The following is a 24,115-nucleotide window of genomic DNA, read 5'->3' as shown; positions in this document are numbered from 1 at the left end:
GGTGTGAGTTTAACGGATTCAACAGATGGATGTTGAGGTTCTAGGGAAAGAGGGAAGATTTTGCCATTTTCCCAGTCTCCCAGTCTCCCACTCCCCCCTTCCCCGCTCTCGTTAGAATAAGATAAGTTTCCTTGCTACCGTGAGCCCCTCAAACAAAACACCATGACTCAACAACAACCCCGGATTTGCATTCTCGGCGGAGGCTTCGGCGGACTCTACACAGCCCTGCGCTTGAGTCAGTTACCCTTCTCCAAAACCGAAAAACCCGAAATTGTCCTAGTTGACCGCCGCGATCGATTTTTGTTCGTTCCCCTGCTGTACGAACTCCTGACCGGCGAACTCCAAACCTGGGAAATTGCCCCACCGTTTGCCGAACTCTTGGAAAACACAGGCGTGCGCTTTTGTCAAGGTACTGTCTCCGGCATCGATGTGGAGGAAAAGCGAGTGCAGTTGCACGACGGGCCAGAAATTCCGTGCGATCGCCTGGTTTTAGCTTTAGGTGGCGAAACCCCTCTAGATATGGTCAAGGGTGCGGTTGAATACGCTTACTCGTTCCGCACTCTCGACGACGCCTACCGCTTAGAAGAAAGACTGCGGTTTTTAGAAGCCAGCAACACCGACAAAATTCGGGTGGCGATCGTCGGCGCCGGTTATTCAGGAGTAGAATTAGCTTGTAAATTAGCCGATCGACTCGGAGACAAAGGTCGCGTGCGGTTAGTTGAGCAAAGCGACATGATTCTGCGGACATCACCGGAGTTTAACCGCGAAGCCGCCAGCCAAGCTTTAGAAAAACGGAAAGTGTGGATCGACTTAGAAACAGAAGTAGAGGCGATCGAAGCGGACACAATATCCTTACTTTACAAAGGACAATTAGATGTTCTGCCCGTAGACATAGTGCTGTGGACAGTAGGAACTCAAGTTAGTCAAGCTGTGCGATCGCTACCCCTCAAACAAAACCGCCGCGGTCAATTAATAGTCAATTCGCAAATGCAAATTATTGACCATCCAGATATATTTGCCTTGGGAGACTTAGCGGAATGTCACGATGCAACTAATCAAAAAGTCCCCGGAACAGCCCAAACAGCCTTCCAGCAAGCTGACTACACCGCCTGGAACATTTGGGCCTCCCTCACCGATCGCCCATTACTTCCTTTCCGCTATCAGCCGCTAGGAGAAATGATGACATTAGGCATTGACAACGCCACCCTCGCCGGTTTAGGAATTAAACTCGACGGACAACTAGCCCACATTGCTCGCCGCTTAGCTTATCTCTATCGGATGCCAACCTTCGATCATCAACTAAAAGTTGGTTTTAATTGGATTAGCAAGCCGATTCAGGATTTGCTTAAAAGTTAGTTGATTGTAGACTGTTAACTGTTTACAGTTGACGGTTTATTATTGATTGTAGGACTTATGAGGGCGGTTCCGAAACCGGGTTTTTCACGAAAATACTTCACTACTACGCGCATATTTGGTAAAAACCTGGTTTTTTCTGTCGGAGTGTAGATTCAGAGAATATTAGGCACGAGAAAAAATGCAAAATTCCACATTTCAACAGCCAAAAACTGAAATTCCACCGTTGATAGAGCGGGAGATTCTGTTCGGAAATCCTGAAAGAACCAGCCCCAAAATTTCACCCGACGGCAAGTATATCGCCTACATTGCACCCGACGAAAACAACGTTTTGCAAGTGCAATTGCGTACCGTCGGTCAAGCAGACGATCGCCAACTGACAGCAGATAAAAAACGAGGCATCCGCATCTTTTACTGGACTTACAGCGGCGAAGAGCTCATTTATCAGCAAGATATTGATGGTGATGAAAAATGGCATTTATTCTCAGTCAATATCCAGTCAAACCTGGTTCGCGACTTGACACCATTTCAAGGTGTTCGAGCTCATCCGATCGCCCTTGACCGCAACTTCCCTAATGAAATTTTAGTGGAAATGAACATCAGCGATCGGCGCAAACACGATGTTTACCGCATCAACCTGGAAAACGGTGCCGTTGAATTCGACACCGACAACCCAGGTAACATCGTCGGTTGGACTGTTGACGCCCAATTCCAAGTGCGGGCGGCCACAGCCACCACTGCCGACGGCGGATCAGAATTAGTGTTTCGGGAAACTGCGGACAAGTCTTGGGAAAGCCTGCGAAGCTGGGGGCCCGACGATGAAGGCGGTGCCGTCATGTTCTCAGAAAACGGCAAAATTCTTTACATCATCGGCAATCACGATGCTAACGCCAAACGTTTGATCGCATTAGACTTAGAAACCAAACAAGAAACCGATCTCGCCTCTGATTCAGAATACGATGTCGGCGATATTTTGATACACCCCACCAAGCGAGAGATTCAGGCGGTTTCGTTCTACAAGGACAAGCAAGAGTGGCAAATTTTAGATCAAAGCATAGCAGAGGATTTTGAGGCGATCGGCAAATTCCGTCCCGGCGAATTCGACCTCACCAGCCGCAACCTCGCCGACACTACTTGGCTAATCGCTTACAGGACAGACGACGGCCCAGTTTACTACTATGTGTACGATCGCGCCTCCAAAACCTTCACCTTTCTGTTCAGCAATCAACCCAAACTCGAAGGGCTACCACTATCATCAATGGAACCCATTTCTTACACCGCAAGAGATGGTTTAACCATTCACGGCTACCTGACTAAACCTGTTGGCGTCGCCACACCCGTACCGACAGTCTTGCTAGTTCACGGTGGCCCCTGGGCACGCGATACCTGGGGATACAATCCACAAGCCCAATGGCTGGCAAACCGAGGTTACGCCGTTTTGCAAATCAATTTTCGCGGTTCCACCGGCTACGGCAAAGCCTTTCTCAATGCCGGCAATCGCGAATGGGCAGCTAAAATGCACGACGACTTGCTAGATGGGGTTAATTTGCTTGTAGAAACAGGAATTTCCCAGCCAGATAAAATTGCGATTATGGGCGGTTCCTACGGTGGTTATGCTGCATTAGTCGGAGTGACTTTTACTCCCGATGTTTTTGCCTGCGCCGTCGATATTGTCGGGCCAAGCAATTTGATTACACTGCTGCAAACTATTCCGCCTTACTGGGAACCGAGAAAAGCAAGTCTGTATCACCGCGTGGGCAATTTGGAAACAGAACCAGAGTTTTTGAAATCGATCTCGCCTTTATCTTTTGTCGATCGCATCCAGAAACCTTTACTAATCGCCCAAGGTGCCAACGACCCGCGAGTCAAAGTAGCAGAAAGCGAGCAAATTGTCAATGCCATGAAACAAGCCGGCAAACCTGTAGAATACGTGCTTTATACAGACGAAGGACACGGATTTGCGAGGCCAGAAAATCGCCTGCACTTTTATGCGATCGCCGAAGAATTCCTCGCCAAATATTTAGGCGGTCGATTTGAACCTGCGGACAATATTGCTAATCATTGTGGTGTGGTGAATCCGCAAACAACTCACAACTGAAAAAGTTTGTAGTGAGAACTGAAGTCCTCAAATGTAAAATCCTAGGCAATCAGCACTAAAGTCCTTACTACAAACCCATAACAAATAACAAATAACAAATGACCAAAGTAATTTTTTTAGACGCTGCAGGTACACTATTTGATGTTCGGGGCAGCGTCGGCGAAGTCTACGGAAAATTTGCCCAAAGGTTTGGAGTAACAGTTAAGAATGAAGAGTTAAATGCTGCATTTTTCCAAAGTTTTGCCGAATCAAATCAGATGGCATTTCCCGGAAGAGAATTAGCCAAAATTCCCCAGCTAGAATTTGAATGGTGGCAAGCAGTTTGCGCGAACGCTTTTCAAATAGCAGGCGTTTTCAATCAATTCTCAGACTTTCCAAAGTTCTTTGCGGAACTCTACGCTCATTTTGCCACCGCCGAACCTTGGTTCGTCTATCCCGACGTATTGCCAGCATTAAAGAGGTGGCAGCAACAAGGAATTGAATTAGCAGTAGTCTCGAATTTCGATTCGCGACTTTATCCAGTATTAAAAGCACTCAATTTAGCCGAATATTTCACATCAGTGACAATTTCTACCGAAGTTGGTGCAGCCAAACCAGAGTCTCAAATTTTTACCGCAGCTTTGCAGAAACACAACTGCATTGCTGAAAACGTTTTGCATATCGGCGATAGTTTTAAGGCTGATTATTGCGGTGCTAAAGCTGCGGGTTTAAATGCAGTTTGGTTGAATCGCCACCAGGAAAAAATAGATTCAGGAAAGTTGAATTTAACTGATTCCCAAAAAGTAGAAGAGTTTCCGAGTCTGGATTTTATATAAGTCAGTCCTGGACGCACTCCGACAAAGAAACCGGGTTTTTTCCCTAATCTGCGGGTGGCAAGGCGTCTTTTCGTAAAAAAACCCGGTTTCGCATGAGTCCCGATGCGTCCAGGACTGTAAATATGAATTTTATGAGGTTAAGGTTATGATTTTTATGAATTGACTTAGAGAGCTGTTTATTGAATAATATGAGTAATTTAACCATAGAGAGCGCAGAGGGCGCTGAGGAAGAGAAGAAAGGGGTGATTTATATATATAATTTTAACTGGAAATAACTCTATGGAACCTCGACTCACTCCAACTCAATTAGCACAGGTAGTCGCTGAAATCGACAAGTTATCGCAGCAGCGCGAGTTAGAATTGGCCCCTGATCAGGTAAGAGAAATTTTACGGGAGTTGAATCTGCCTGATGAGCTTTTAGAAGATGCGATCGCGCAAATGCGCCGCCGCGAAGTCCTAGAAAAACAGCAGCGACGCAACCGCTGGATCGCGATCGCCTCGACAGCCGTTGTCATCTCTGCGATCGGTATAGGCGTGCTGTTCGGGCAAAATCAGCAACAAAAAACTGCTCGAGTTGTGGGAGGAGAAGACAGGATTGCGCTCTCTCAAAAGGGCGGTGACAGTCTCACTCAAGTCAACCGTCAAATCAACCCCCGCATCTACTACCAGGTGACGTTGAAAAATGCTCCGATCGGCAATCAGTTGTCTCTGCAATGCGATTGGATTACTCCCAGCGGTGACATTGTTCATCAGGGCAGGTATCAAACTCGCACGATCTATACTGCGGTTTGGAATACGCACTGCTTTTACGATCTCGGATCTGCTGCAGCCCCAGGCAAATGGGAAGTTCGGATGTCCCTGGATGGGCGCGTCATCAGCAGTGAACCTTTCACGGTGAAATAAATAGACTTATCCAAAAAAGCCTGTTTTGAACAGGCAAGATGCCTGTTCCACAACGATTATGGGAGATATCTACATAGACTTATCCAAAAACAGCCTGTTTTGAACAGGCAAGATGCCTGTTCCACAATAATTATTGGAGACATCTAATGGGTGCGATCGAAAAACCTTCACATTTCATAGGCTACTGGGGAGAGGACGATCGCACAAAAACGCTCAGCCATTTAGTGCCTGACTACTTCATCCGACAGGGCAAATTATCAGAATGGGCGATCGCCTCTGCATCAGCCCTCGCGGGCGATCGAGTGACGCTGAATGCTTGCGGGCGCGATCGGGCGACGGATTTTCCGGGAGATGCTTGGGCGGCGGTAGAAGCCCACCAGCTAAGGCTGGGGCGCGATCCGTTTGGGCGAGTGCCGCTTTATTGGATGCAGTTGGGAGAAACGATTTGGTTTTCGACGCAAATGCAATTGCTGCTACCGCTGATGGCTTCCCCTCAAATTAGCCCGATCGCCCTACACAGTTATGCTTGCTTTTCCTACGTGCCCACGCCGTTAACGCCGATCGACCAAATTGCATCCGTAGCAGCCGGAACCGAAATGATTTGGGAAATCGCCGATATTAAGGATCTGCCGAAAGTGAGATCGCTGCCATCGGCTTGGCAAGAAGCGCCCCAACTACTGCGCCGTGAGGATGAGGCGATCGCACAATTGCAAGGGCTGTTGCAACAGGCGATCGATCGACAGGTTGCAGATTTGCCGATCGACGAACCCGTAGGCGTTTTACTCTCCGGTGGCATCGATTCTTCCCTAGTGACGGCGCTGCTAGTGAAAGCAGGCTTGCAGGTGCGCGCCTATGCCCTCGATTTTGGTGTCGAAGCCTATTCCGAACTGCCTTACGCCCAACAGGTGGCGGACTTTTTTCAGATTCCGCTGATCCGAGTGGCGGCGACGGGCGATGCAGTGTTGCGGGCGATCGGGCCAACCGCCAAAGCCCTCGATTTACCCTATGGAGACGGCACCACGGCTGCACTGTTTTTGCTCAAACAGGCGGCGGCGCAAGACGTGCGAGTTGTATTCAATGGCGAGAATGGCGATCAGCTATTTGCCGGATGGACAAACAAGCCTTTGATTGCCAACGGAGTTTACAGTGCAGAACATCCTGCCGGACAAGAAACCTTTGAACAGCAGTATTTGCGTACATTTCAGCGATTTTATGGTTATGAAAAACAGATTTTTTCGCCAGAAATGCTCGATCGCATCCAATCTCACGATTTGAGCGTTTACCTGGAAGACGCGATCGATCCCAAAACCTGTCCTTCCCTGCTAGCGAGGCTGCGGCGCGCTTCGCTGATGCTCAAAGGTGCCCAAAATATTCAGCCGAGGGCAACGGCATTGGCGTTTGCTTGCGGTTTGTGGGTGCGATCGCCCTTCTGCGACCCCGACCTCACAGCATGGACGTTTCAACTGCCAGGAGAGCTGCTACTGCAAGGTGCGTGCGAAAAATACATCCTCAAAAAAGCTGCCGAACGCTGGTTGCCGCCGGAAATTATCTGGCGGGAAAAGCGCGGGATGGGTGTGCCGTTGAAGGTTTGGTATTACCGCGAGTTTTGGGCTGCGATCGGCGATCGGCTGAATCCAAATCTGTTGCGATCGCAAAATTGCTGGCAGCCCCATTTGGCCGACTCGATGTTATCGGGACAACTCGGAGTTGCCATGCGCGATCGCTATATTGGCAATAATCTCTGGCTGCTGCTGATGTGGCAGGCATGGCGAACCGAGGTTTTAGGCGAAATTCCGGTTAAGCGATCGCTCGATCATGTGTTTTGGTTGCCACCGGCGATCGGGCAGCGCATTTGGAAATATCGAAAGAGGTTGACGGTTGACGGTTGACTGTTGACTGTTGACTGTTGATTTTACAATCTTCCCTGTTCCGAACATCCGTTACATCCGTTAAATAATCCGTTGCCGAACATCCGTTACATCCGTTACAAAATCCGTTGCCGAACTTCTTCCTTATGACTGAATCTTTGCTACAGAATGAAACCAAAACACATTCGCCGCCGTTCTCCGAAGCAATGGCCCAGCGACTTTTGTCAACTTATGGTTCGCCCTTATATGTGTATCAGACCGATATCCTCCGTCAAACCCTTGACCATATTACGCGATCGATCGACTATCCGCACGTTCAGTTTCATTTTGCTAGCGTCACCAACGGCAATATTGCTCTGTTGCAACTGATTCAGCAAGCTGGTTGGGGGCTACACGCGAATACACCAGGGGATGTTTTTTTGGGACTGAAAGCGGGTTTTACGAGCGATCGCATTGTCTACACCGGCAGTAACCTCAACAGGGCGGATATTCAGCAATTGATCGAGTGGAAGATCGATCGATTTAATTTCGATAGTCTGTCGCAACTCCAAGATTTTTGCGAATATTTCGGGAGTCAACCGCGATCGATCCGTGCCGAAATTGGACTGCGCCTCAACTCACCGGAATTGACGGGAGACAGTCGGATTGGAGTACGTGCCGCCGAATTTGAGAAAGCCAACAAAATCGCGCAGCAGCAAGGGTTGAGGATTACCGGATTGCATTTTTATCGGGGGACTGGAACTAACGCCACGAGTGCTTTTACGCAGGCGATCGATCGCCTAATTGCGATCGCCCAACTGTTGCCCGATTGGCGAACCCTCGATTTTGGCGGTGGTTTTGGCTATCCCTATCGAGGCGGTGCAGTGTTTGACTGGCGGGAGTTTGGTGCGGCGATTACTGAACGATTGAGTGCGCTATCTCGCCCGATCGAGTTGGTGATTGAACCGGGACGATCGGCGATCGCAGGTTGTGGCGTTTTGCTTGCGAAAGTTGTGTCGGTGAAGTGGTTGGGCGATAGGCAAATTGTCGGCGTGGATACGACTGTATCAAATCTATCGGTGCCTGCGGTGCACGGGGGCTATCGGGCGATCGCAACTTGGGAAACCGACGATGTATCGCGACATGAAACGGATATTTGCGGCAACACGACTTATTCGCGGGATTATTTGGGGCGCAACTGTTGGCTACCGAAACTCAAAATTGGAGATGCGATCCTGATTTTAGATAGCGGGGCTTACGGCTATGCGATGTCGTCACATTTTCTGCACCGCCCCCGCCCTGCTGAGGTGTTGATTGATGCTAAGGGCGATCGATTAATTCGACAGCGAGAAGACTATTCTATCTTGTTAAACGGGCAAATATTTTAATAGGGCATTGGGCATTGGGCATAGTTTCTTCCTTCTTCCTTCTTCCTTCTTCCTTCTACTTATTATCTCTCTTCTCTTCCTCTGCGCCCTCTGCGCCCTCTGCGGTTAAATCATTCCAAAACAACCGTCAACAATATAAATCCATTAAATCAATCAGGAGTAACCGAAATGGGAATGAAATGCGTCCAGTGTAATACCGACAACATTTTGAGCGATCGTACCAGGAACTCAGGTCGCTGTAAACAGTGCAACCATCCGTTTGTCTTTGAACCCACTACCGTCACTGATAAAAAGTTGGCATTCACCGATCCCTTTTTCAAAAAGGCGATCGAAAATATTTCCAGCCAAAATATGTTGTTTTTTACGCACAAACAGTTTTGGTATTTTATTGACCAAAAGCTTAAATCTCGCGCGCCAGAAACCAGTTGGTTTTTTCTCTACTTCTTTTATGGCCTATTTATGGGCATCTTCGGCATTAACTGGGCTTCTGCTATTTTTTCGTCACAATTGGCAGTTATTATTCCCTTCGCTCTCTACAATTTGATTTGGATAGGGCTATTTTTATACTACAGCAAGTCTCCTGCTCAAGGTATTCGCGGCAGAAGAAATAATGCTAAAAATCTCCAGATTTTAGGGGGGATTATTTTAGTGCTGGGCATTTCAGGAAGCCTAATATTTGATTATTCTTCAGGATACATCGTAGCGATTACACTAGGGCTATTTTCCTACGGGCTCGGTATTTCACAAAAAACTCGCCCACAGATAACGGGTGAAATATTTCTGGTTAATCAAGCGCAAAGCGATAAATGGCTGCGAGACTGGCAAACAGTAAACGGCACATTAGAAAAACTGCTCCCTGCTGCTCGTCAAGAGGCTTTGCCCGCAACCATAGATCCCGAAGTCAGCGCCTACAGCTTCGATCGCGCAATTGTCTGTGACAGTGACGAAATAGCTCAATTCCTCATTGCTAACAATGTCCATTTTGAAAATAACTGCGCCATTCTTAGTATTAGTGGCTATCCCCAAAGCATCTTCAGTACCGTAATAGAAATGCTGCGCCGTAATGCCGATTTAAAAGTCTATGCACTGCACAATGCGAGCCCTGCTGGCGTTGGTTTAGTGCATCAATTACGAACTAATCCAAACTGGTTTGCGAATCAACAGGTGACAATTTTTGATTTGGGAATTTCTCCCGGTCAAATCTTAGCAACCCGCGATATGTTTGTGCAGCAATCTCAAACAATGACACAAACCGCCCGTCAATTACCCGACGCTGTAAGGCAAAGTTTAACAGCAGAAGAACTAGCATGGCTGGATGCAGGCAATTTTGTGGAATTGGAATCGTTTACGCCGCAGCGGTTGTTGCGCGTAGTGAATTACGGACTTGCTCAAAGTGGCGATCGGCAGACCAATAACGGCTTAATATTAGTGGATGATAATGTTGGATATGGCGGCGGCTATGTGTTTGTCTCCGATAGTTTTGGTTAGGGCGCGTTTTCAAACTTTATATTAGACTTATTAATAATAAGCTTAAAAAGTCTTGAAACTTAGTCTGAATAAGATTTTTAGCGAGCTTTAGCTAAAATCATAAAAAGCTTATCCTGTAAGGGCTGTAGCGATTTTACAATGAAGAGCAAAAAAGCTGAGATTAACTCGGTGAGTAAAGGTTTCAGACTTTTTCACTTCCCCCCAGGGGGGGAAGTTTAGTTTAAATTGTGTAAAATTTGCCTTTAACCCGCTCTCGTCTGGTTTTGTTTGTGTAGGCGCGGTTTCTAACCGCCCGGACTTCTCACCGCCGGGACTTATTTAAGTCGTATACTCCGCATTAATCTTCACGTAGTCGTAACTCAAATCGCATCCCCAAGCTTTCGCAAAACCGCTGCCATTCCCCACACTAACCTGAATTACAACCGTATCAGCCTTCAAATATTCTCCCTCCGCAGCCGCTTTCATATAATTACTCGCAGCAGCGCGATCGAACTCTTTAGGTTGTCCGTTTTCCATCATCAAAAAGTCCCCTAATTGAATCCGCAAATTCTCTTGATCGAAAGGTACACCAGCGCGCCCAGCCGCCGCCGCAATTCTGCCCCAATTCGGATCGCGTCCGAAAATAGCAGCTTTCACCAAAGAAGAACCGACAATTGTTTTGGCAATTTTACTCGCAGAAACTTCATCCAGCGCGCCGCTAACTTGCACTTCCACCAAACAAGTTGCACCTTCGCCGTCACGGGCGATCGCCTTTGCTAAATGCACGCAAACTTCTGTCAGCATGGCCTCTAGTTTTTCAGCATCCGCCCCCATTTCTGTAATTGCAGGCGTGCGGGATTGACCGTTCGCCAAAGCAATTAGCGAATCGTTGGTACTGGTATCGCCGTCAACAGTAATTTGATTGAAACTTCTGTTAGCCGCCCGACTCAGCATTTCTTGCCACAAATGCGACGACACTGCTGCATCGCAAGTTACAAATGCCAGCATTGTTGCCATATTCGGGTGAATCATTCCCGAACCTTTGCAGATGCCGCCGATGCGGACGGGTCGATCGCCAAACATGGTTTCCAGGGCGATCGTTTTCGGCACTAAATCAGTCGTACAAATAGCCTTAGCCGCCGCATCGGAACCAGTTTCCGATGCCTCAGCAACTAATCGGGGAATTCCCGCCCTCAGCGGCTCCATTTTAATCCGCTGTCCTATGACGCCAGTGGAGGCCAAAAGAATAGATTCTGGAGGAATATTCAGCGCTTCTCCCAACAATTTGGCACTTTCGAGGGCATCTGCCAAACCTTGTTCGCCAGTAGCAGCATTAGCTTGTCCCGCATTGCACAAAATTGCTTTCGCGCTGGGTTTAGCTTGCAAACGCTGACGGCAGTAGTCCACGCAAGCGGCCCGGACAGTCGATGTGGTGAAAACTCCGGCGGCGATCGCGTCTACCTCTGACAAAATTAAACTTAAATCCGGCAAGCCTGAAGGCTTCAAACCCGCTGTAATTCCCGATGCTCGATACCCTCTGGGTGCTGTAACTCCGCCGTCAATTTCTTTCCAGTCCGACATGATGACCTCCCTAGTAGCCTTCAATCTGCTGAAAGGGGATTATATCAAGTTTCTCGGCACAAACGTCTTTTATTGTTTGTGATGTAGACTTTTGAGGCTATCCAACTCTCGCTTAGCTCACCCTTTGCTCAAACGGCTCTCTATACAAGCAGTACGATCGAGATATTACCAATTCCCAATTCCTAATTCCCATAAAACTAATCGCGGCTTCCAATCTAGAGTTAGAACTCAAGAAGAAGTCGCGACGGTTTTGTAATTGACATTATTAATTTTTAGCTGGCAAACAACACACTCGATTCAACTATCTCGCCGTTGAAAAAACGAGTTATTTGCGATCGATACTCGCTGGAGAACCAGCATCTAAACCAACTTCAGCAGCCACACGGCTCAGCATGGATTCCTGACGGTTTTTGACGACGTGTTGGTGGCGCATCATCAGGTTGCGGGCTTGTTCTTGAGTTGACATAACTGATTTCTCCAATTTATAGGTAATAACTTCGTAGGCAATTGTCGAAATTGAGCTTGGCCTAGCTCATAGTGGCGTTGCTGCGATCGTAACTGGCTTGAAAGCTGGGCTGCGGTTTGCCTTGAATGTGACCCCAGTAGTGCGTATCTTCCATCCCGACTTCGGTGGCGGTGCGGTTGAGCATGGATTGCTGGCGGTTTTTCACCAGTTGGTGGTGGCGCATCATCAGAGAGCGAGCTTGATTTTCGGTAGACATATGCGGTTCCTCCGTATTCTTTAGATTAATTTTGGGCTGGTGTTTTCTTCTCTTCTATCACTATAACAGACAATTCTGTATCTAAAGCTACCAAATCAAAATTGTCACAAAACTTTACAATTGCGCTATGGGGCGAGAGTCTCGATCGAGGTTGCGGGGAGTGCGATCGAGCTTGGGCTAGTAGATTCAGGCCCAACCTCAAGCAGCCGTTGGCAAAATTTGACAATATTCATCTTCTAAGAGCCACACTTTAGCGGCTACGTAATTGCCAAGGGCCAAAATAACTTTATAGTTTGGTTCAGAGTGATAGATGCAGAATTTTGCCTCTCAAGAAAGTCGAATTTGCCTTAGTTAACAGTAAATTTAATAAGTAGCTAAGTAGGTAGGCGCTGTCAAACACAATTATGTTAAGGATTGTAAAGTATTCCTATCCCTAAGCGTGGCTAAGGTAGCCCTGTTTATATATTGTTACATAGGTCGGTTTAATCCCGCTTACCTACTTAAATCATTATTATTGAGTTGCGTAATTAATTTTGTTTAGCTACTTAATACAACTATTAACAATTAATTATTACAGACACAACTTATTTTAATGAAGAGTTTATTGGGGTAAATCAGGAAATTGAGGTGGGAACTTACCCTACCACCAAAAATGGGGTTTTTCTCCATGGGGAAAAGCTCCAACTCTCATCTGAGATGTGTTATAATTAGCAGTTAATGAGGTTGGGTTACTGACCGGAGATTTTAAGTAAAAATTTCCTTCTTCAGGATTAACAAATTGAGGTTCTTCTCTGACTGCAGCAGTTCCACTCGTTCCATAAATATTAGCATAGTTATCAGGAAGCCATCCAGCATAAATCGGACGGATGGTGTTATTTTCTCCAAAAAAGATTAAGTTCTGGCTAATCTCAATATCTTTTTGACGAAAAATCTTTTCGATGTCAGAATTAGCCGCCAAATAGCGATCGCTATAACCGATTTGAAATCCCCTATTCTTGCTAAAAATATTATTCTTGATTTCAACATTTTGAAAATTATCAGAAAATAAATATAATCCTCCAGTAATCCAAAAAAAGCTATCTCCTGGGTTCGGTTTACCATAACCATTATGATGAACCGTATTATTATAAATTTTAATATTATGCCGTAACCCATCATTTCCCCATCGGGCAAAGAGAATTCCGGTTCCCCAGTTATCATAAATTAAGTTATGGTGAAATCGAATATTTTTTGCTTCTGCTCCTCCTTCTACTGCTAAAGCAAATCCTGCCCCTTTACAATCATGAACAACATTATTAAAGACCTCAACATCTTCTAAGACTCCAAACCAACTATCAACATATAATCCTTGTCGTGCCATGTGGTAAATATAGTTATGATGGACGGTTCCATATTTACTCTTTTCTTTAACATCAATCCCTTCTTTTTTCCCATCCTTAACTAAGTTATAAGCAACTTCAAAATTTTCAACCCCACCGATTGAAATTGCTTCATGGGGAGCTTAGGGGAAATCATTTAAAAAGTCAGCCATCTTCAGGTCGTTTGCATTGACAACCGTATTTCCCATGACTTTATAGTGATCGCCCCACCAAACACCAATACCTGGGGAAAATGTATTTTCTGTTTTATTATTATAAAGGTTAATAAAATGGCTATTTCTAACTGTTATTCCAGAATTATGAGAATTAATAATTTCTAACTTTTCTACTTTAATATAACTAACATTTTGTAACAAAAATGCACCTTGATCGTGAGGATGAGGGTATTTATTAGCAGAGGTAGGCTCTACTTTAACCGCATCCGCATCAATAATAACTCGTTCTTCAGGATATGCTCGATAAGTAATCCAAGCCTTTTCTGTCCCTGAATTTTTAGCTTGAATTTGTTCCATGAGGTGATAAGTTCCCGCCCGAATATAAACTGTTTCACCCGCTTTTAATACCGACGCTGCGTGATTAATTGTTGACCAAGGATGCTCAAGTGAACCGTTATTTGTATCACTACCATTTGGTGAAACATAAAAAACATGAGGATGGATTTGTGCTAAAGTTCGCGAGATCCAGCAGTCGCCACTAATCGATAAGAGAAATCCTGCTAATACTAACGTGATGAACCTATGAACGGTTTTTCTAATCATGAAGTTTTTTTTTAGATAGCATTTAATCCTCACTGTTTAAATATTAAAGGACTTTCGTAATTTTCTCAATCTAGTAAGTAGGTAGGCGCTGTCAAACACAATTATGTTAAGGATGGTAAAGTATCCAAATGCCCTAAGCGTGGCTGACTGAGCAATGTTTACATATTGTTACATAACTGGCTTTAATCCCGCTTGCCTACTTAATAATTTCAATTAACTTCAAGTCCCGCCCTTAAGAAACGATGCTGTACCCACAATTACAGAGCTCCCCCTAGCCTCTTTTTCAGAAGGATGCCAGGAGGAGCCAAAGGCTCTGACGTTAGTTTTTCAAGTTGTGGGTACAGGGTAGCCCTTAAAAAATGCGTGCCGGGGAATAAGCGGCCCTAATCGTCAAACAGTAGACTGGTACTACATAAGACGTTAAGTTGACACGAATGCTACTCGGCGACTTCAGCTTCAGCTTCCGCTTCAGGTGCATCGGGCACATCTTGCTTGATTGTCAAATAGCGAATCACTTCTTCGCTCAGACGCATCGCGCGCTCCAGGGTAAAAATTGCAGCGCCCGGAGCTGTATAGTTCATTTGAACGTATACTCCGTCCCGGTGCTTGCCGATTTCGTAAGCCAAACGGCGCTTGCCACGGTGCTGAGTTTCGATGTTTTCAGCACCTTGATCTCGCAAAATAGTTTGATATTTAGCGATCGCCTGGTCTGTCATTTCTTCACCCAAATCAGGGCGCAGAATGTACATAGTTTCGTAAATAAACGGTTTCATGGCAATAATCCCCTTATGGACAACAAGGCTTCTCACGAAGCAAGGACTTATTATCATATCCCAACAATGAACAATCTCAAAACTAAAAAACCAAATTCCCCAAACAACACTCCCTCGCGGTGGAGTACCCTGTGGACGTACAGCATCATGAGCGCCATCGCACTTTTAATGCTGTTTCCCTTGCTGTGGCTGCTCAGTACCTCCCTCAAATCCCCCAACGAAAACATCTTTCAATTTCCCCCGCAACTGTGGCCACAACAGCCAACCCTCGAAAACTTCATCAAAGTTTGGCAAACCAACCCCTTCGGCCGCTACCTGTTCAACAGCACTCTAATTGCCTGCCTCACAGTTAGCATCAACGTCCTCTTTTGCGCCCTCGCCGCTTACCCCTTAGCCAGACTCAAATTTCGCGGCCGCGAAGCCATCTTAATCACAATCATTTCCACAATCATGATTCCCTTCCAAATAGTCATGATTCCCCTATACATATTGACAGTACAACTCGGACTAAAAAATAGTTATTTAGGCGTCATATTTCCCGGACTAGCCTCAGCCTTCGGCATATTTTTATTACGACAAGCATTCCTAGCAGTTCCCAAAGAATTAGAAGAAGCCGCTCGCATCGACGGCTGCAGCGAATTAGGAATTTGGTGGCACGTCATGATTCCGGCAATTAAGCCAGCTTTAGTTACCCTAGGAATTTTCGTATTTATCGGTTCTTGGAGCGACTTTCTGTGGCCACTGCTAGTTTTAGACAGGCCGGAATATTACACTTTACCTTTAGGGGTAGCCAATTTAGCCGGGACATTTTCTTTAGATTGGCGTTTAGTTGCGGCGGGTTCTATTATTTCTATTGTTCCAGTTTTGGGAGTATTTTTGCTATTGCAAAAATATATTGTACCAACAGAAACTGCGGCGGGAGTCAAAGGATAGAATCAACACAAAAAATGTGCGTTTATCCGCGTTCATCTGCGGTTAAAAATTAAAATCTTTTGAATTCACAACTAACCAAATTTATTTGTGATGGAGGAACGGCAATAAATCCGCTGGATTGTTGACCGCGCTGGGGTCGTAGATATCATCGCTTTCGCAAATGCGATCGATGCCGAAGACTGGCAAAAATTGCGATCGCACTTAGCTGCCGAAAGAGAGATCGACTCTTCGGAATTTTGAGGAATCAAACAAACTGTGGTAATTGTCAGCCACAATCCTGAAGTGCATGGCGCTTTACCGGGCAAATCGCAATGAAATCTGATTCACAACTGAAATGCGAACTGATTTTTCATAAGTAAAAATTTCCTCCTATCTGGGAGTGAAAACTGCACTGGGGTAAGCAATCCGCTTGTGATTGAACTGTTCCCAAACCCGCACAAAAATCTCGGCAATTAGAGACATATCCTCCCGCGTTAAATCCGAATCAATCAACTGATTATCCTGCCAGCGAGCCCTCAAAATCCGATTAACCATATTCAAAGCCTCTTCATGAGTAGCATCCTTGAGCGATCGCAAAGCAGCCTCGCAAGAATCCGCCAGCATCAGAATCCCCGTTTCCCGCGACTGCGGAATCGGCCCGTCGTAGCGAAAATCCTCCTCCCTCACTTCCCGACTTGCGATCGTTAACTTTGAATTATCCGCATCTGGCAAAGCCCTCTTTAAATCTTCTATTTCTTTTGCAGCAATTTGCTGCGCTTGGTGGTAGAAATAAGCAATTAACATTGTACCTTGGTGTTCGGGAATAAATGCCTGAATCGCCTTCGGCAATCGATGCTTCCGCGCCATCACCAAGCCCTCGGTAACGTGCTTTTTAATAATCTCCGCGCTCGCCCAAGGGTCATTTATTTCATCGTGTTTGTTGGTTCCGCCCATTTGATTTTCACAAAATCCGAGGGGGTCGTGCATTTTTCCAATATCGTGGTATAATGTACCAGTTCTGACCAGCTCAACATTGCAGCCGAGCTCCCGGGCAGCAGCCTCCGCCAAACTCGCCACAAACAGCGTGTGCTGAAAAGTGCCCGGAGCCTCGGCAGCCAACTTCTTCAACAGCGGGCGGTTGGGATTGGCAAGTTCCGCCAGTCGGATCGGCGTAATCAAGTCAAAAACGTGTTCCAAATAAGGGCTGATACCGATCGCCACAACGCTCCAAGCCAAACCGGCTAAACTTTGCGCGCCCACCGTACCGAGCACGACGTACCAAATCGCACCGGCAGCCGCGCTGGCAATCAAAGTCCCCACCAGATAAACCGTACCCTGACTCAAGCCGACAGCCAAGCCCAAAAGAGCCAATTCCTCACGCGATCGCAGCCGCCCGGCCATAAAAGCGCCCAGCAAACCGCCGGCCCCGCTAGCAACCAAATGAATCAACTCCACATTTAAGCCAATGGGCAGCAGCGCCGACAGCAGCCCCACCACAGTCACTCCCACCGCCGAACCGTAGAAGCCGCCCGCTAAAATCCCGATCGCGGGCAAACTCGTCCAAGGCAGGCCCAAACTAACCAGCACCGGCGCGCTCAAAGTCAGCAGCAACAATAGCAAATGATCTCTGCGGCGCAAGCGGTAGTGCCTTTCCACCAGCAGTACGATCGCTATTGCCCCCGCCACTAAACAAACAAAGCCCGTCAGCCCCAGCCAATTCACCCCCCGCCGACTTAAACCAAAATAGTCCAGCAACAGGAAATCTTGCTGCGAGATCTCTTGTCCTTGTGCAACAATTATCTCGCCCTGATCGACTGCGATCATCACCGGTTTCACCTTTTGCGCCGCTAATTCAGCTAGCTGTTTGGTTTCCTCGCGATCTCTCACCAGATTTGGCTGCAAAATCGCTGTTAAACCCTCCACCGCCAAAGATTGAGACTCTAACGGCACTTCATCAGCCACTTGCAGCTTCACAGCTTCTTTCAAAATGTCTTTTGGCAAGCCCTGCGGGATACCTTGAGCCACCATCCTTTTTGCCGCCCGACTCATGCCGGTTTGGGTTTTCTGCCAAGCTGCATCCGACAAATCAAACAACGAAGTATCGTAAATCTGTGGGAACTCTGAAACCGAAGGTTTTCCCAGCGCCTCGACAGCATTGAGATAGCGCCGACGAGCAGAGGAAATACTGTCTGTCAGGCTTTGAAAGTCTGCTTCCCCGACCGATCGGCTATAAGCTTGCAGTTGAGCGATAGCATCTTGCCGAGACTTGTTCTCCGTCTGCCCAGCAACTGCAGGGGAACTCAAACTCAATCGCTCGGAACTTGCACTTTTGTCCCCAGCTTGCGCCAAAATTGATCGCCACTCCCACTCGGGACAGCCCCGCAAGTAAACCTGAGCAGCATTTGAGAGCACCGAGGGACTCGCAAACGGAAACAGGCCTACCGCCTCCCGCAGCTCGCTTCCCTTCTGCAAAAATTGTTGCAATTCTTGATAAATTTGTCGATCGACCGCAGGATCTAGCATTAATATCGCTACAGCCCCGATCCGCGCTGCTTTCCGCTGTTCTTCAGTAGTTTTGTAATCCGCGACATTAGCAGTATCAGGAGCCTTAATCGTCTGAGGAGCTTTCGTTCCCACATCAAGTTTCGGCTGGTTGTAGAAGCGATGGCCCAGAGTGCTACTTAGAGAAACTACCGCCACCAGCGCCAACATAGGGGAACGAGCTTGATTTTTGAGGGTTGATTTGGAGGTTTTACTTGTAAATCTAGTAGTAAAAGTCTCCGGAAGAATCCATTTCGGGCGCGACAAACGGCTCAGGAGAGGCCCGCTAGCGCGATCGGTATCTGCTTTGCTACAGCCATTTTGCACTTTAGCAATGTGTTGGCGCAGTGAGCGCGCAGCCCCTAGCTGCTCAATCTGCCGCATCAATGAGGAGATCGTATTCATTTGTGTCGAAGATATATCACTGTTATCCAGCAGCTTTGTCAGAATCTCTAACTATGCATCTTGATTGATTTTATCCGAACTACCCTGGCTCAAGAGTTCAAACCTTCAGGCTGCTTTGCGTGACTATCGCCAGCATTTGGCTTTCCTGACGGTGACCAACAACGCAAGCAGGTTCTTTGCTTCCCTTGTCTATTTTGAACAGAACTCGCGCGTGATAGATAAAAAACTTGTTTCTCCGTAGATTTTTCGTTCCCAACCCCATATTCTCGTTTAAACATGGCTTGTTGGGGTAGGCGCGTCCGATTTAATTTTTCACTTTTTAATTTTTAATGGTCGCTCTCCTTCCACTTTCGCTTTTGACTTGTTAATGACTAATTGCTAATTTCTGGTTTCCCCTTAGCGTTAAAAGCTCCAAACTTTATATTTTACGAGGTCTAATGACATAAGGTGCAGCCACAGATCGGGCTAGCGCTGCGGAATCCAGTCCGGCATCGGGTCTGTAAACTCCGGCCCAAACAGCAAACAGGTTATCTGCTAACTCTAAAATTTTTGCATCGCTGCCAGTTCCCCAAAGCGAAGTTTCTCGGCCGTCGGCTAGCTGCTGGGATTTAACCTCAGCCAGAGATACCTGCCGCCATTCTACAGGAATCCCAGCAACACCGTTATAGGCTCCAGACAAAGCTCCCGTCAAAGCGCAGGTTATTTGTCCGGCTATACCACAGCGGGCAGCGCGCACCACTGACAAGCGCAAGTCTTCTGGGGTGTTCAAGAAGCAGTAGAAAGCTAAGGCAATGGGAACCAAATTTCCTGGGTTGACAATTGACTCGGTTTGTAATTTTTTCTCGGCTTCGCCCTGTCTTTCTCGCAAAGCTGTGGCACTTTTGCATAGATGAGTGGCGGCTGTTTCTAAATCGGCTCCCTTTTCTAGTAGTATTTGCACTTGCAGCAGCAGCTCTGTTATGGCATTATCTGTTTTCAGGTAGGCAAGTGTTTGCTCGATCGCTGTCGCGGGGTCAAGTTTTTCTTTAAGAGATCGGGCGATCGTAAATGCTACTGCTAAAATTGCTGTTTCCCATTCTGGCTGGTTTTCGTTGTGCCACACCTCTATCGCCAGCATGATTTTTTCTCGCAGCTTGGCTTTATTTTCGTGAAAAAACATCGCGGATGGCAGCGCAGCGACGGCAGCTTCACCAGGGTTAAGCAGGGTTTGAAACTCACTGTTGCGGGGATGGTAGATTTCCGACTTGGCAAATGCTTCCCAAGTATCGCGCCAATCTTTTAAATCTAAACCCCTACACCGAATTAAACTTTGAGCGCACGCTACCGCAAGTCTCCCGGATGCCGATGAGTCTTTGCCAGTTGGGATTTTACTGTTGACAGAATTCAACGCCAATGTGGCGCCACTTACGGTCAATTGTTGGTTTTTCGTCAGTTGTAAAATCGGCTGCAAGTCTTCTGTTTGAGGGGGAATACCCACGAGTTGCCTCTGGTATTGCAGGCCTATAAAGTCTCCTAAAACTGCCCCCAGGATGGTTCCTTGAAACTTGCTCAACAGGGAATGCCGCATTTGAATTTAACTCAATTTGTTAGTAATTGGTAATTGGTAATTTAGAATTTTTCCTAGTGTACTTCTTTGCCTAACTCTTGTGATTAATTTGAATTCAGCCCAAACATATAAGGGCTGGTTTTCCATCTAAAACCTGCCCTCATCCGATCGCTACAATCGGTAAATTTTTAATTTTTAATCAGGTAACTTACTAGAGCTTGCAGCCCCAGCCGATAACTTTCTGAGCCAAAACCGCTGATTTGCCCGATCGCCACCGCTGCGATAAACGAGTGGTGGCGAAAAGCTTCCCGTCGGTAAATATTGCTCAGATGAACTTCTACCGCAGGGATATTCACCGCAGCGATCGCGTCTCTAATTGCCACACTCGTATGAGTATAAGCTCCAGCATTAATCAATAAGCCTTGGTGCTGCCCTAACATCGAGTGAATGGCATCCACCAATACCCCTTCATGATTCGACTGCTGAATTGAGACTTTCACCTGGAGGGCTTGCGCTTCTCGTTCTAGCAACTTGTTGATATCATTTAAAGTTGCAGAACCATAAACTCCAGGTTCTCGCTGACCCAATAGATTCAGATTAGGGCCGTGAAGTACCAGGATATTTAACAATTTTAAAATTTCCAGCGCAACAAAAATTAGGAGAGTTTTGACATGGTATTTATAACCAGTCTCCAACCTCAAAGCTCAAAGCTCAAACTTCCAATCCAGTCCCGACTATCGGCGATTTCTCGGTTGGTTGACAGGAATACGAATCGGTTCGAGTTCCGGTTGAGCTTCAGGATTCAGCAATCCTTCTATCAGCTTGCGAACCCATTCTTTAATTTGTTCCAGCACCTTTTCAATGTCTTCCATTGAACGGATAGCTCCTTTTTTTATAGTCTAGATTGCTAAACCGACGGCTAAATATCTGAAAATAAGCAAGCACGACTTTGAAACCAAAGGTCACACTTGATTTCTCGCTTGCTGGTTGTTATGAGCAATGGAGAGAGTCAGTATATTGGCCAATCAGTCCTATCTTATTATCATAACGAATCTTTACAGATAATCAAGAGGGAAAAGGAAAATTGCCAAATTATATCGGAGTAGAGAGTGTTAAATAAAGCTTAAGCTTACGGTTGACTGTTGACAATTGACCAATCGTAGGATTTTTTCTATGCTTTTGCCAACAATAATTTACGCCGGAGCCGATCGAGGGCCGTACAGCTACTCAGATTCCGAATCCAATCGCGGCCTCTGGCATCGCCAAAACGGTATTCAAAACTTTCTGCGTCCCCGTGGGGCCCCGCTAAACCAACATAAACCAGTCCGACAGGTTTAGCATCTGTGCCGCCTCCGGGCCCGGCGATGCCTGTAATGCTCAATCCCCAGTGTGTATTGAGGCTGGCACGAACTCCCGCAGCCATTTGTTTTGCCACTTGGTGGCTGACTGCCCCAAATTCGGCTAAATCTTGCGGATTAACACCTAATAATCCTTCCTTAATTCGATTGTCGTAAGAAATAATCCCGCCTAAAAAGTAGCAAGAACTGCCGGGAACACCTGTCAGCATCGCCCCCAATCCTCCTCCGGTGCAGGATTCAGCAACGCTAAGAGTTTGCCCTGCATCCAGCAACAATTGGCCCACAGTCGAAGCGAGGGTATCGCTATCAGCACCGTAACAGTCCGAGCCGGCAATTTGCCGCAATTGTTGTTCGATCGGCTCAATCAAGTTTTTCGCAGCCGCGGAGGACTCCGCGCGGGCCGAAATCCTCAGTTTGACTTCGCCGTGATTGGCGTAGGGAGCCACAGTAGGATTAGTTAAATTCAGAAAACTATCTACTTTTTCCGCCAATTCCGACTCAGCAATACCCCAAAATTTCAATATGCGGCTGTAAATAGTTTCGCTGCACCAGCCGCCATTTTTTAGGTAAGGAACCGCGGTTTCTTGCCACATCAAGTGCATTTCCGCCGGTACACCGGGAAATGTCATTACTGTCACGTTAGAAACTGGCTGCCAAATAATCCCCGGTGCAGAACCGCAGCGGTTTGGCAGAATGTCCGCACTTTCTGGAATTAAAGCTTGTTTGCGATTGCTGGGACTCATGGTGCGTCCCCGCTGGGCAAATTTGTATTCGATATCTGCGATAATTTCCGGCTTTTCGATGAGAGGAACCCCAAAAAAATCGGCGATTGTTTCGACTGTCAGGTCGTCTGGTGTGGGGCCCAGGCCTCCGGTGAAGAGCAAAAGCTGCGATCGACTGACGGCGATTTCTAACACTTGTTTGATACGTTCTGGATTGTCCCCCACCACTGTTTGATAGTAGTGAGGGATTCCCAGACTCGCTAATTCTTTGGCTAAAAACTGGGCATTGCTATTAAGAATATCGCCTAACAGCAATTCAGTGCCAACACAAATAATTTCAGCAACCATTCTATTTTAGATTTTAGATTTTGGATTTTAGATTGGAGAATTAATTGGGTAACGATAACAGTCAACAGTCAACAGTCAACAGTCAACTAACTATCGAGCGTGTCTCCAAACTTTCCAACTAGCATATCCCAGCAAACTTGTTGCACCCATAGCGTAAATTACGCCGCTGGGAAGCGAAAAAGCTAGGGCTAAACTTCCCACCCACAGTGTCAGTGAGTAAATAAATAAAACCGCAAATCGATGGGATAGTCCGGCTTCTAGAAGTCGGTGGTGGAGGTGGCGCTTGTCAGCAATAAACGGTGACTTGCCGTTGCGAAGCCGATCGAGAATCACCGCGGACATATCTAAAATCGGTACAGCTAAAATTAAATAGGGCAGCAACACAGAAGTAACAGCCGTAGTTTTAACTAACCCAATTACTCCCACTCCAGCGAGAGTAAACCCGATAAAATAAGCCCCGCCATCTCCCATAAAGATTTGAGCCGGATTGAAGTTGTAGCGCAGAAATCCCAAGGCCCCGCCAGCTAAAGCCGCTGCAATCAGGGCCGCCGCCGGTTGGTGCATCGACAGACTGACAATCAGCATTACAACTGCTGCAATCCCTGAAACTCCGGCAGCTAAACCGTCCAAACCGTCAATCCAGTTGATGGCATTCGCCATGCCGACGAGCCAAATCACGGTAATTGGCAAGCTCAGCCAGCCAATATTAGTCAGCCCCAGGGAGGGAACTGTGAGAAACTCAATTTGTACGCCTGCCATCCAAACGATGGTGGATACGCCAATTTGCATGAGCAAGCGTTTTAAGGCCGAGAGCGAAAATAGGTCGTCTGCTAAACCGATGAGGAAGAATCCGATGCCGCCGAGGGTGACTCCCCAAATTTCGTATTCATCTTTGGGATTGAGAACTTGTCCGTTAGCATCGATAAAGCCTCCTGAGAGCCAGACAAATAAGAGGGCAGTGATAGTGCCGAGAAAGATGGAAACTCCTCCTAAGCGCACCATAGGGCGCTTATGGACTTTTCGCTCGCCTGGCCGATCGACTCGCCCGCTTTTGAGACCAATTTTTTTGACTATTGGCGTACTCCAGAGGACGACGATCGCAGAAACCAGAAAAGCGAGTATGTGGTACAGATACTGGTACGGCATCTGAAATCAATTTTAAATAGTGCGGGGCAATTAGGCTGTCAGGCAGAGTCTAC

General features: G+C 46.8%; 20 protein-coding genes. 8 read left to right on the top strand and 12 right to left on the bottom strand.

From position 1 onward, the window contains the following. Positions 1–162: 162 nt before the first annotated feature. From QUA53_RS16170 to QUA53_RS16140, 7 genes are all read left to right on the top strand, one after another. Positions 163–1,356 carry an NAD(P)/FAD-dependent oxidoreductase gene (locus tag QUA53_RS16170; protein ID WP_333098428.1) on the top strand — a complete coding sequence of 398 codons (1,194 nt, stop codon included), beginning with the start codon at positions 163–165 and terminating at the stop codon, positions 1,354–1,356. Between the two features lie 178 nt (positions 1,357–1,534). Further along, positions 1,535–3,451, top strand: coding sequence for a S9 family peptidase (locus tag QUA53_RS16165; protein WP_333098426.1), 1,917 nt, complete (start codon positions 1,535–1,537; stop codon positions 3,449–3,451). 98 nt (positions 3,452–3,549) lie between these two features. Further along, entirely contained in the window at positions 3,550–4,266 is a 717-nt protein-coding gene (locus QUA53_RS16160) for an HAD family hydrolase (protein ID WP_333098424.1), read from the top strand. Positions 4,267–4,545: 279 nt separating this feature from the next. Beyond that, positions 4,546–5,169, top strand: coding sequence for a DUF3859 domain-containing protein (locus QUA53_RS16155; RefSeq protein ID WP_333098422.1), 624 nt, complete (start codon positions 4,546–4,548; stop codon positions 5,167–5,169). A gap of 146 nt (positions 5,170–5,315) precedes the next feature. Next, positions 5,316–7,058: an asparagine synthetase B family protein gene (locus QUA53_RS16150; RefSeq protein ID WP_333098421.1), complete on the top strand. Its 1,743-nt coding sequence runs from the start codon at positions 5,316–5,318 to the stop codon at positions 7,056–7,058. A gap of 125 nt (positions 7,059–7,183) precedes the next feature. Further along, on the top strand, positions 7,184–8,404 hold the full coding sequence (locus tag QUA53_RS16145) for a decarboxylase (RefSeq protein ID WP_333098420.1): 1,221 nt from the start codon (positions 7,184–7,186) through the stop codon (positions 8,402–8,404). A 174-nt stretch (positions 8,405–8,578) separates the two neighbouring features. After that, the gene (locus QUA53_RS16140; protein ID WP_333248955.1) at positions 8,579–9,892 is read left to right on the top strand and encodes a hypothetical protein; all 1,314 of its coding nucleotides are present in this window, start codon (positions 8,579–8,581) and stop codon (positions 9,890–9,892) included. Positions 9,893–10,210: 318 nt separating this feature from the next. Here QUA53_RS16140 and argJ read toward each other — a convergent pair whose 3' ends face one another. The 6 genes from argJ to rpsF all read right to left on the bottom strand — a co-directional run bounded on the left by argJ (position 10,211) and on the right by rpsF (position 15,084). Continuing rightward, entirely contained in the window at positions 10,211–11,452 is a 1,242-nt protein-coding gene (gene argJ, locus QUA53_RS16135; RefSeq protein WP_333081021.1) for a bifunctional ornithine acetyltransferase/N-acetylglutamate synthase, read from the bottom strand. A 325-nt stretch (positions 11,453–11,777) separates the two neighbouring features. Continuing rightward, a complete protein-coding gene (locus tag QUA53_RS16130) occupies positions 11,778–11,918 on the bottom strand; it encodes a hypothetical protein (protein WP_015176121.1) in 141 nt (46 codons plus the stop codon). Between the two features lie 61 nt (positions 11,919–11,979). Next, positions 11,980–12,174, bottom strand: coding sequence for a hypothetical protein (locus QUA53_RS16125; protein WP_006631905.1), 195 nt, complete (start codon positions 12,172–12,174; stop codon positions 11,980–11,982). A 640-nt stretch (positions 12,175–12,814) separates the two neighbouring features. Continuing rightward, positions 12,815–13,654: a right-handed parallel beta-helix repeat-containing protein gene (locus QUA53_RS16120; RefSeq protein WP_333098448.1), complete on the bottom strand. Its 840-nt coding sequence runs from the start codon at positions 13,652–13,654 to the stop codon at positions 12,815–12,817. A gap of 21 nt (positions 13,655–13,675) precedes the next feature. Further along, complete coding sequence (locus QUA53_RS16115; protein ID WP_333098417.1) at positions 13,676–14,311, bottom strand: right-handed parallel beta-helix repeat-containing protein; 636 nt, start codon at positions 14,309–14,311, stop codon at positions 13,676–13,678. A gap of 437 nt (positions 14,312–14,748) precedes the next feature. Further along, positions 14,749–15,084: a 30S ribosomal protein S6 gene (rpsF, locus tag QUA53_RS16110; RefSeq protein WP_015176119.1), complete on the bottom strand. Its 336-nt coding sequence runs from the start codon at positions 15,082–15,084 to the stop codon at positions 14,749–14,751. A gap of 15 nt (positions 15,085–15,099) precedes the next feature. Between rpsF and QUA53_RS16105 the strand changes: the two genes are divergently transcribed. Continuing rightward, positions 15,100–16,017: a carbohydrate ABC transporter permease gene (locus QUA53_RS16105; protein WP_333220608.1), complete on the top strand. Its 918-nt coding sequence runs from the start codon at positions 15,100–15,102 to the stop codon at positions 16,015–16,017. A 369-nt stretch (positions 16,018–16,386) separates the two neighbouring features. Here the strand turns inward: QUA53_RS16105 and QUA53_RS16100 are convergent, their stop codons facing one another. The 6 genes from QUA53_RS16100 to QUA53_RS16075 all read right to left on the bottom strand — a co-directional run bounded on the left by QUA53_RS16100 (position 16,387) and on the right by QUA53_RS16075 (position 24,062). After that, positions 16,387–18,942 carry an HDIG domain-containing metalloprotein gene (locus QUA53_RS16100; protein ID WP_333098413.1) on the bottom strand — a complete coding sequence of 852 codons (2,556 nt, stop codon included), beginning with the start codon at positions 18,940–18,942 and terminating at the stop codon, positions 16,387–16,389. 418 nt (positions 18,943–19,360) lie between these two features. Further along, a complete protein-coding gene (locus QUA53_RS16095; protein ID WP_333098410.1) occupies positions 19,361–20,509 on the bottom strand; it encodes an ADP-ribosylglycohydrolase family protein in 1,149 nt (382 codons plus the stop codon). Between the two features lie 167 nt (positions 20,510–20,676). Then, complete coding sequence (gene aroQ / locus QUA53_RS16090) at positions 20,677–21,117, bottom strand: type II 3-dehydroquinate dehydratase (RefSeq protein ID WP_332983027.1); 441 nt, start codon at positions 21,115–21,117, stop codon at positions 20,677–20,679. A gap of 105 nt (positions 21,118–21,222) precedes the next feature. After that, positions 21,223–21,360, bottom strand: a complete 138-nt coding sequence (locus QUA53_RS16085) for a hypothetical protein (RefSeq protein WP_333054680.1) — start codon at positions 21,358–21,360, stop codon at positions 21,223–21,225. Between the two features lie 299 nt (positions 21,361–21,659). Further along, positions 21,660–22,916 (bottom strand): competence/damage-inducible protein A, encoded by a 1,257-nt coding sequence (locus tag QUA53_RS16080; protein WP_333098409.1) that lies wholly within the window; start codon positions 22,914–22,916, stop codon positions 21,660–21,662. Between the two features lie 90 nt (positions 22,917–23,006). Next, entirely contained in the window at positions 23,007–24,062 is a 1,056-nt protein-coding gene (locus tag QUA53_RS16075) for an MraY family glycosyltransferase (protein WP_333098407.1), read from the bottom strand. Positions 24,063–24,115 lie beyond the last annotated feature (53 nt).

The organism is Microcoleus sp. Pol12B3, assembly GCF_036701355.1.
Lineage (GTDB): Bacteria > Cyanobacteriota > Cyanobacteriia > Cyanobacteriales > Microcoleaceae > Microcoleus.
Note: the sequence above shows the minus strand (reverse complement) of the source record. Positions and strands in the feature narration are given on the sequence as shown.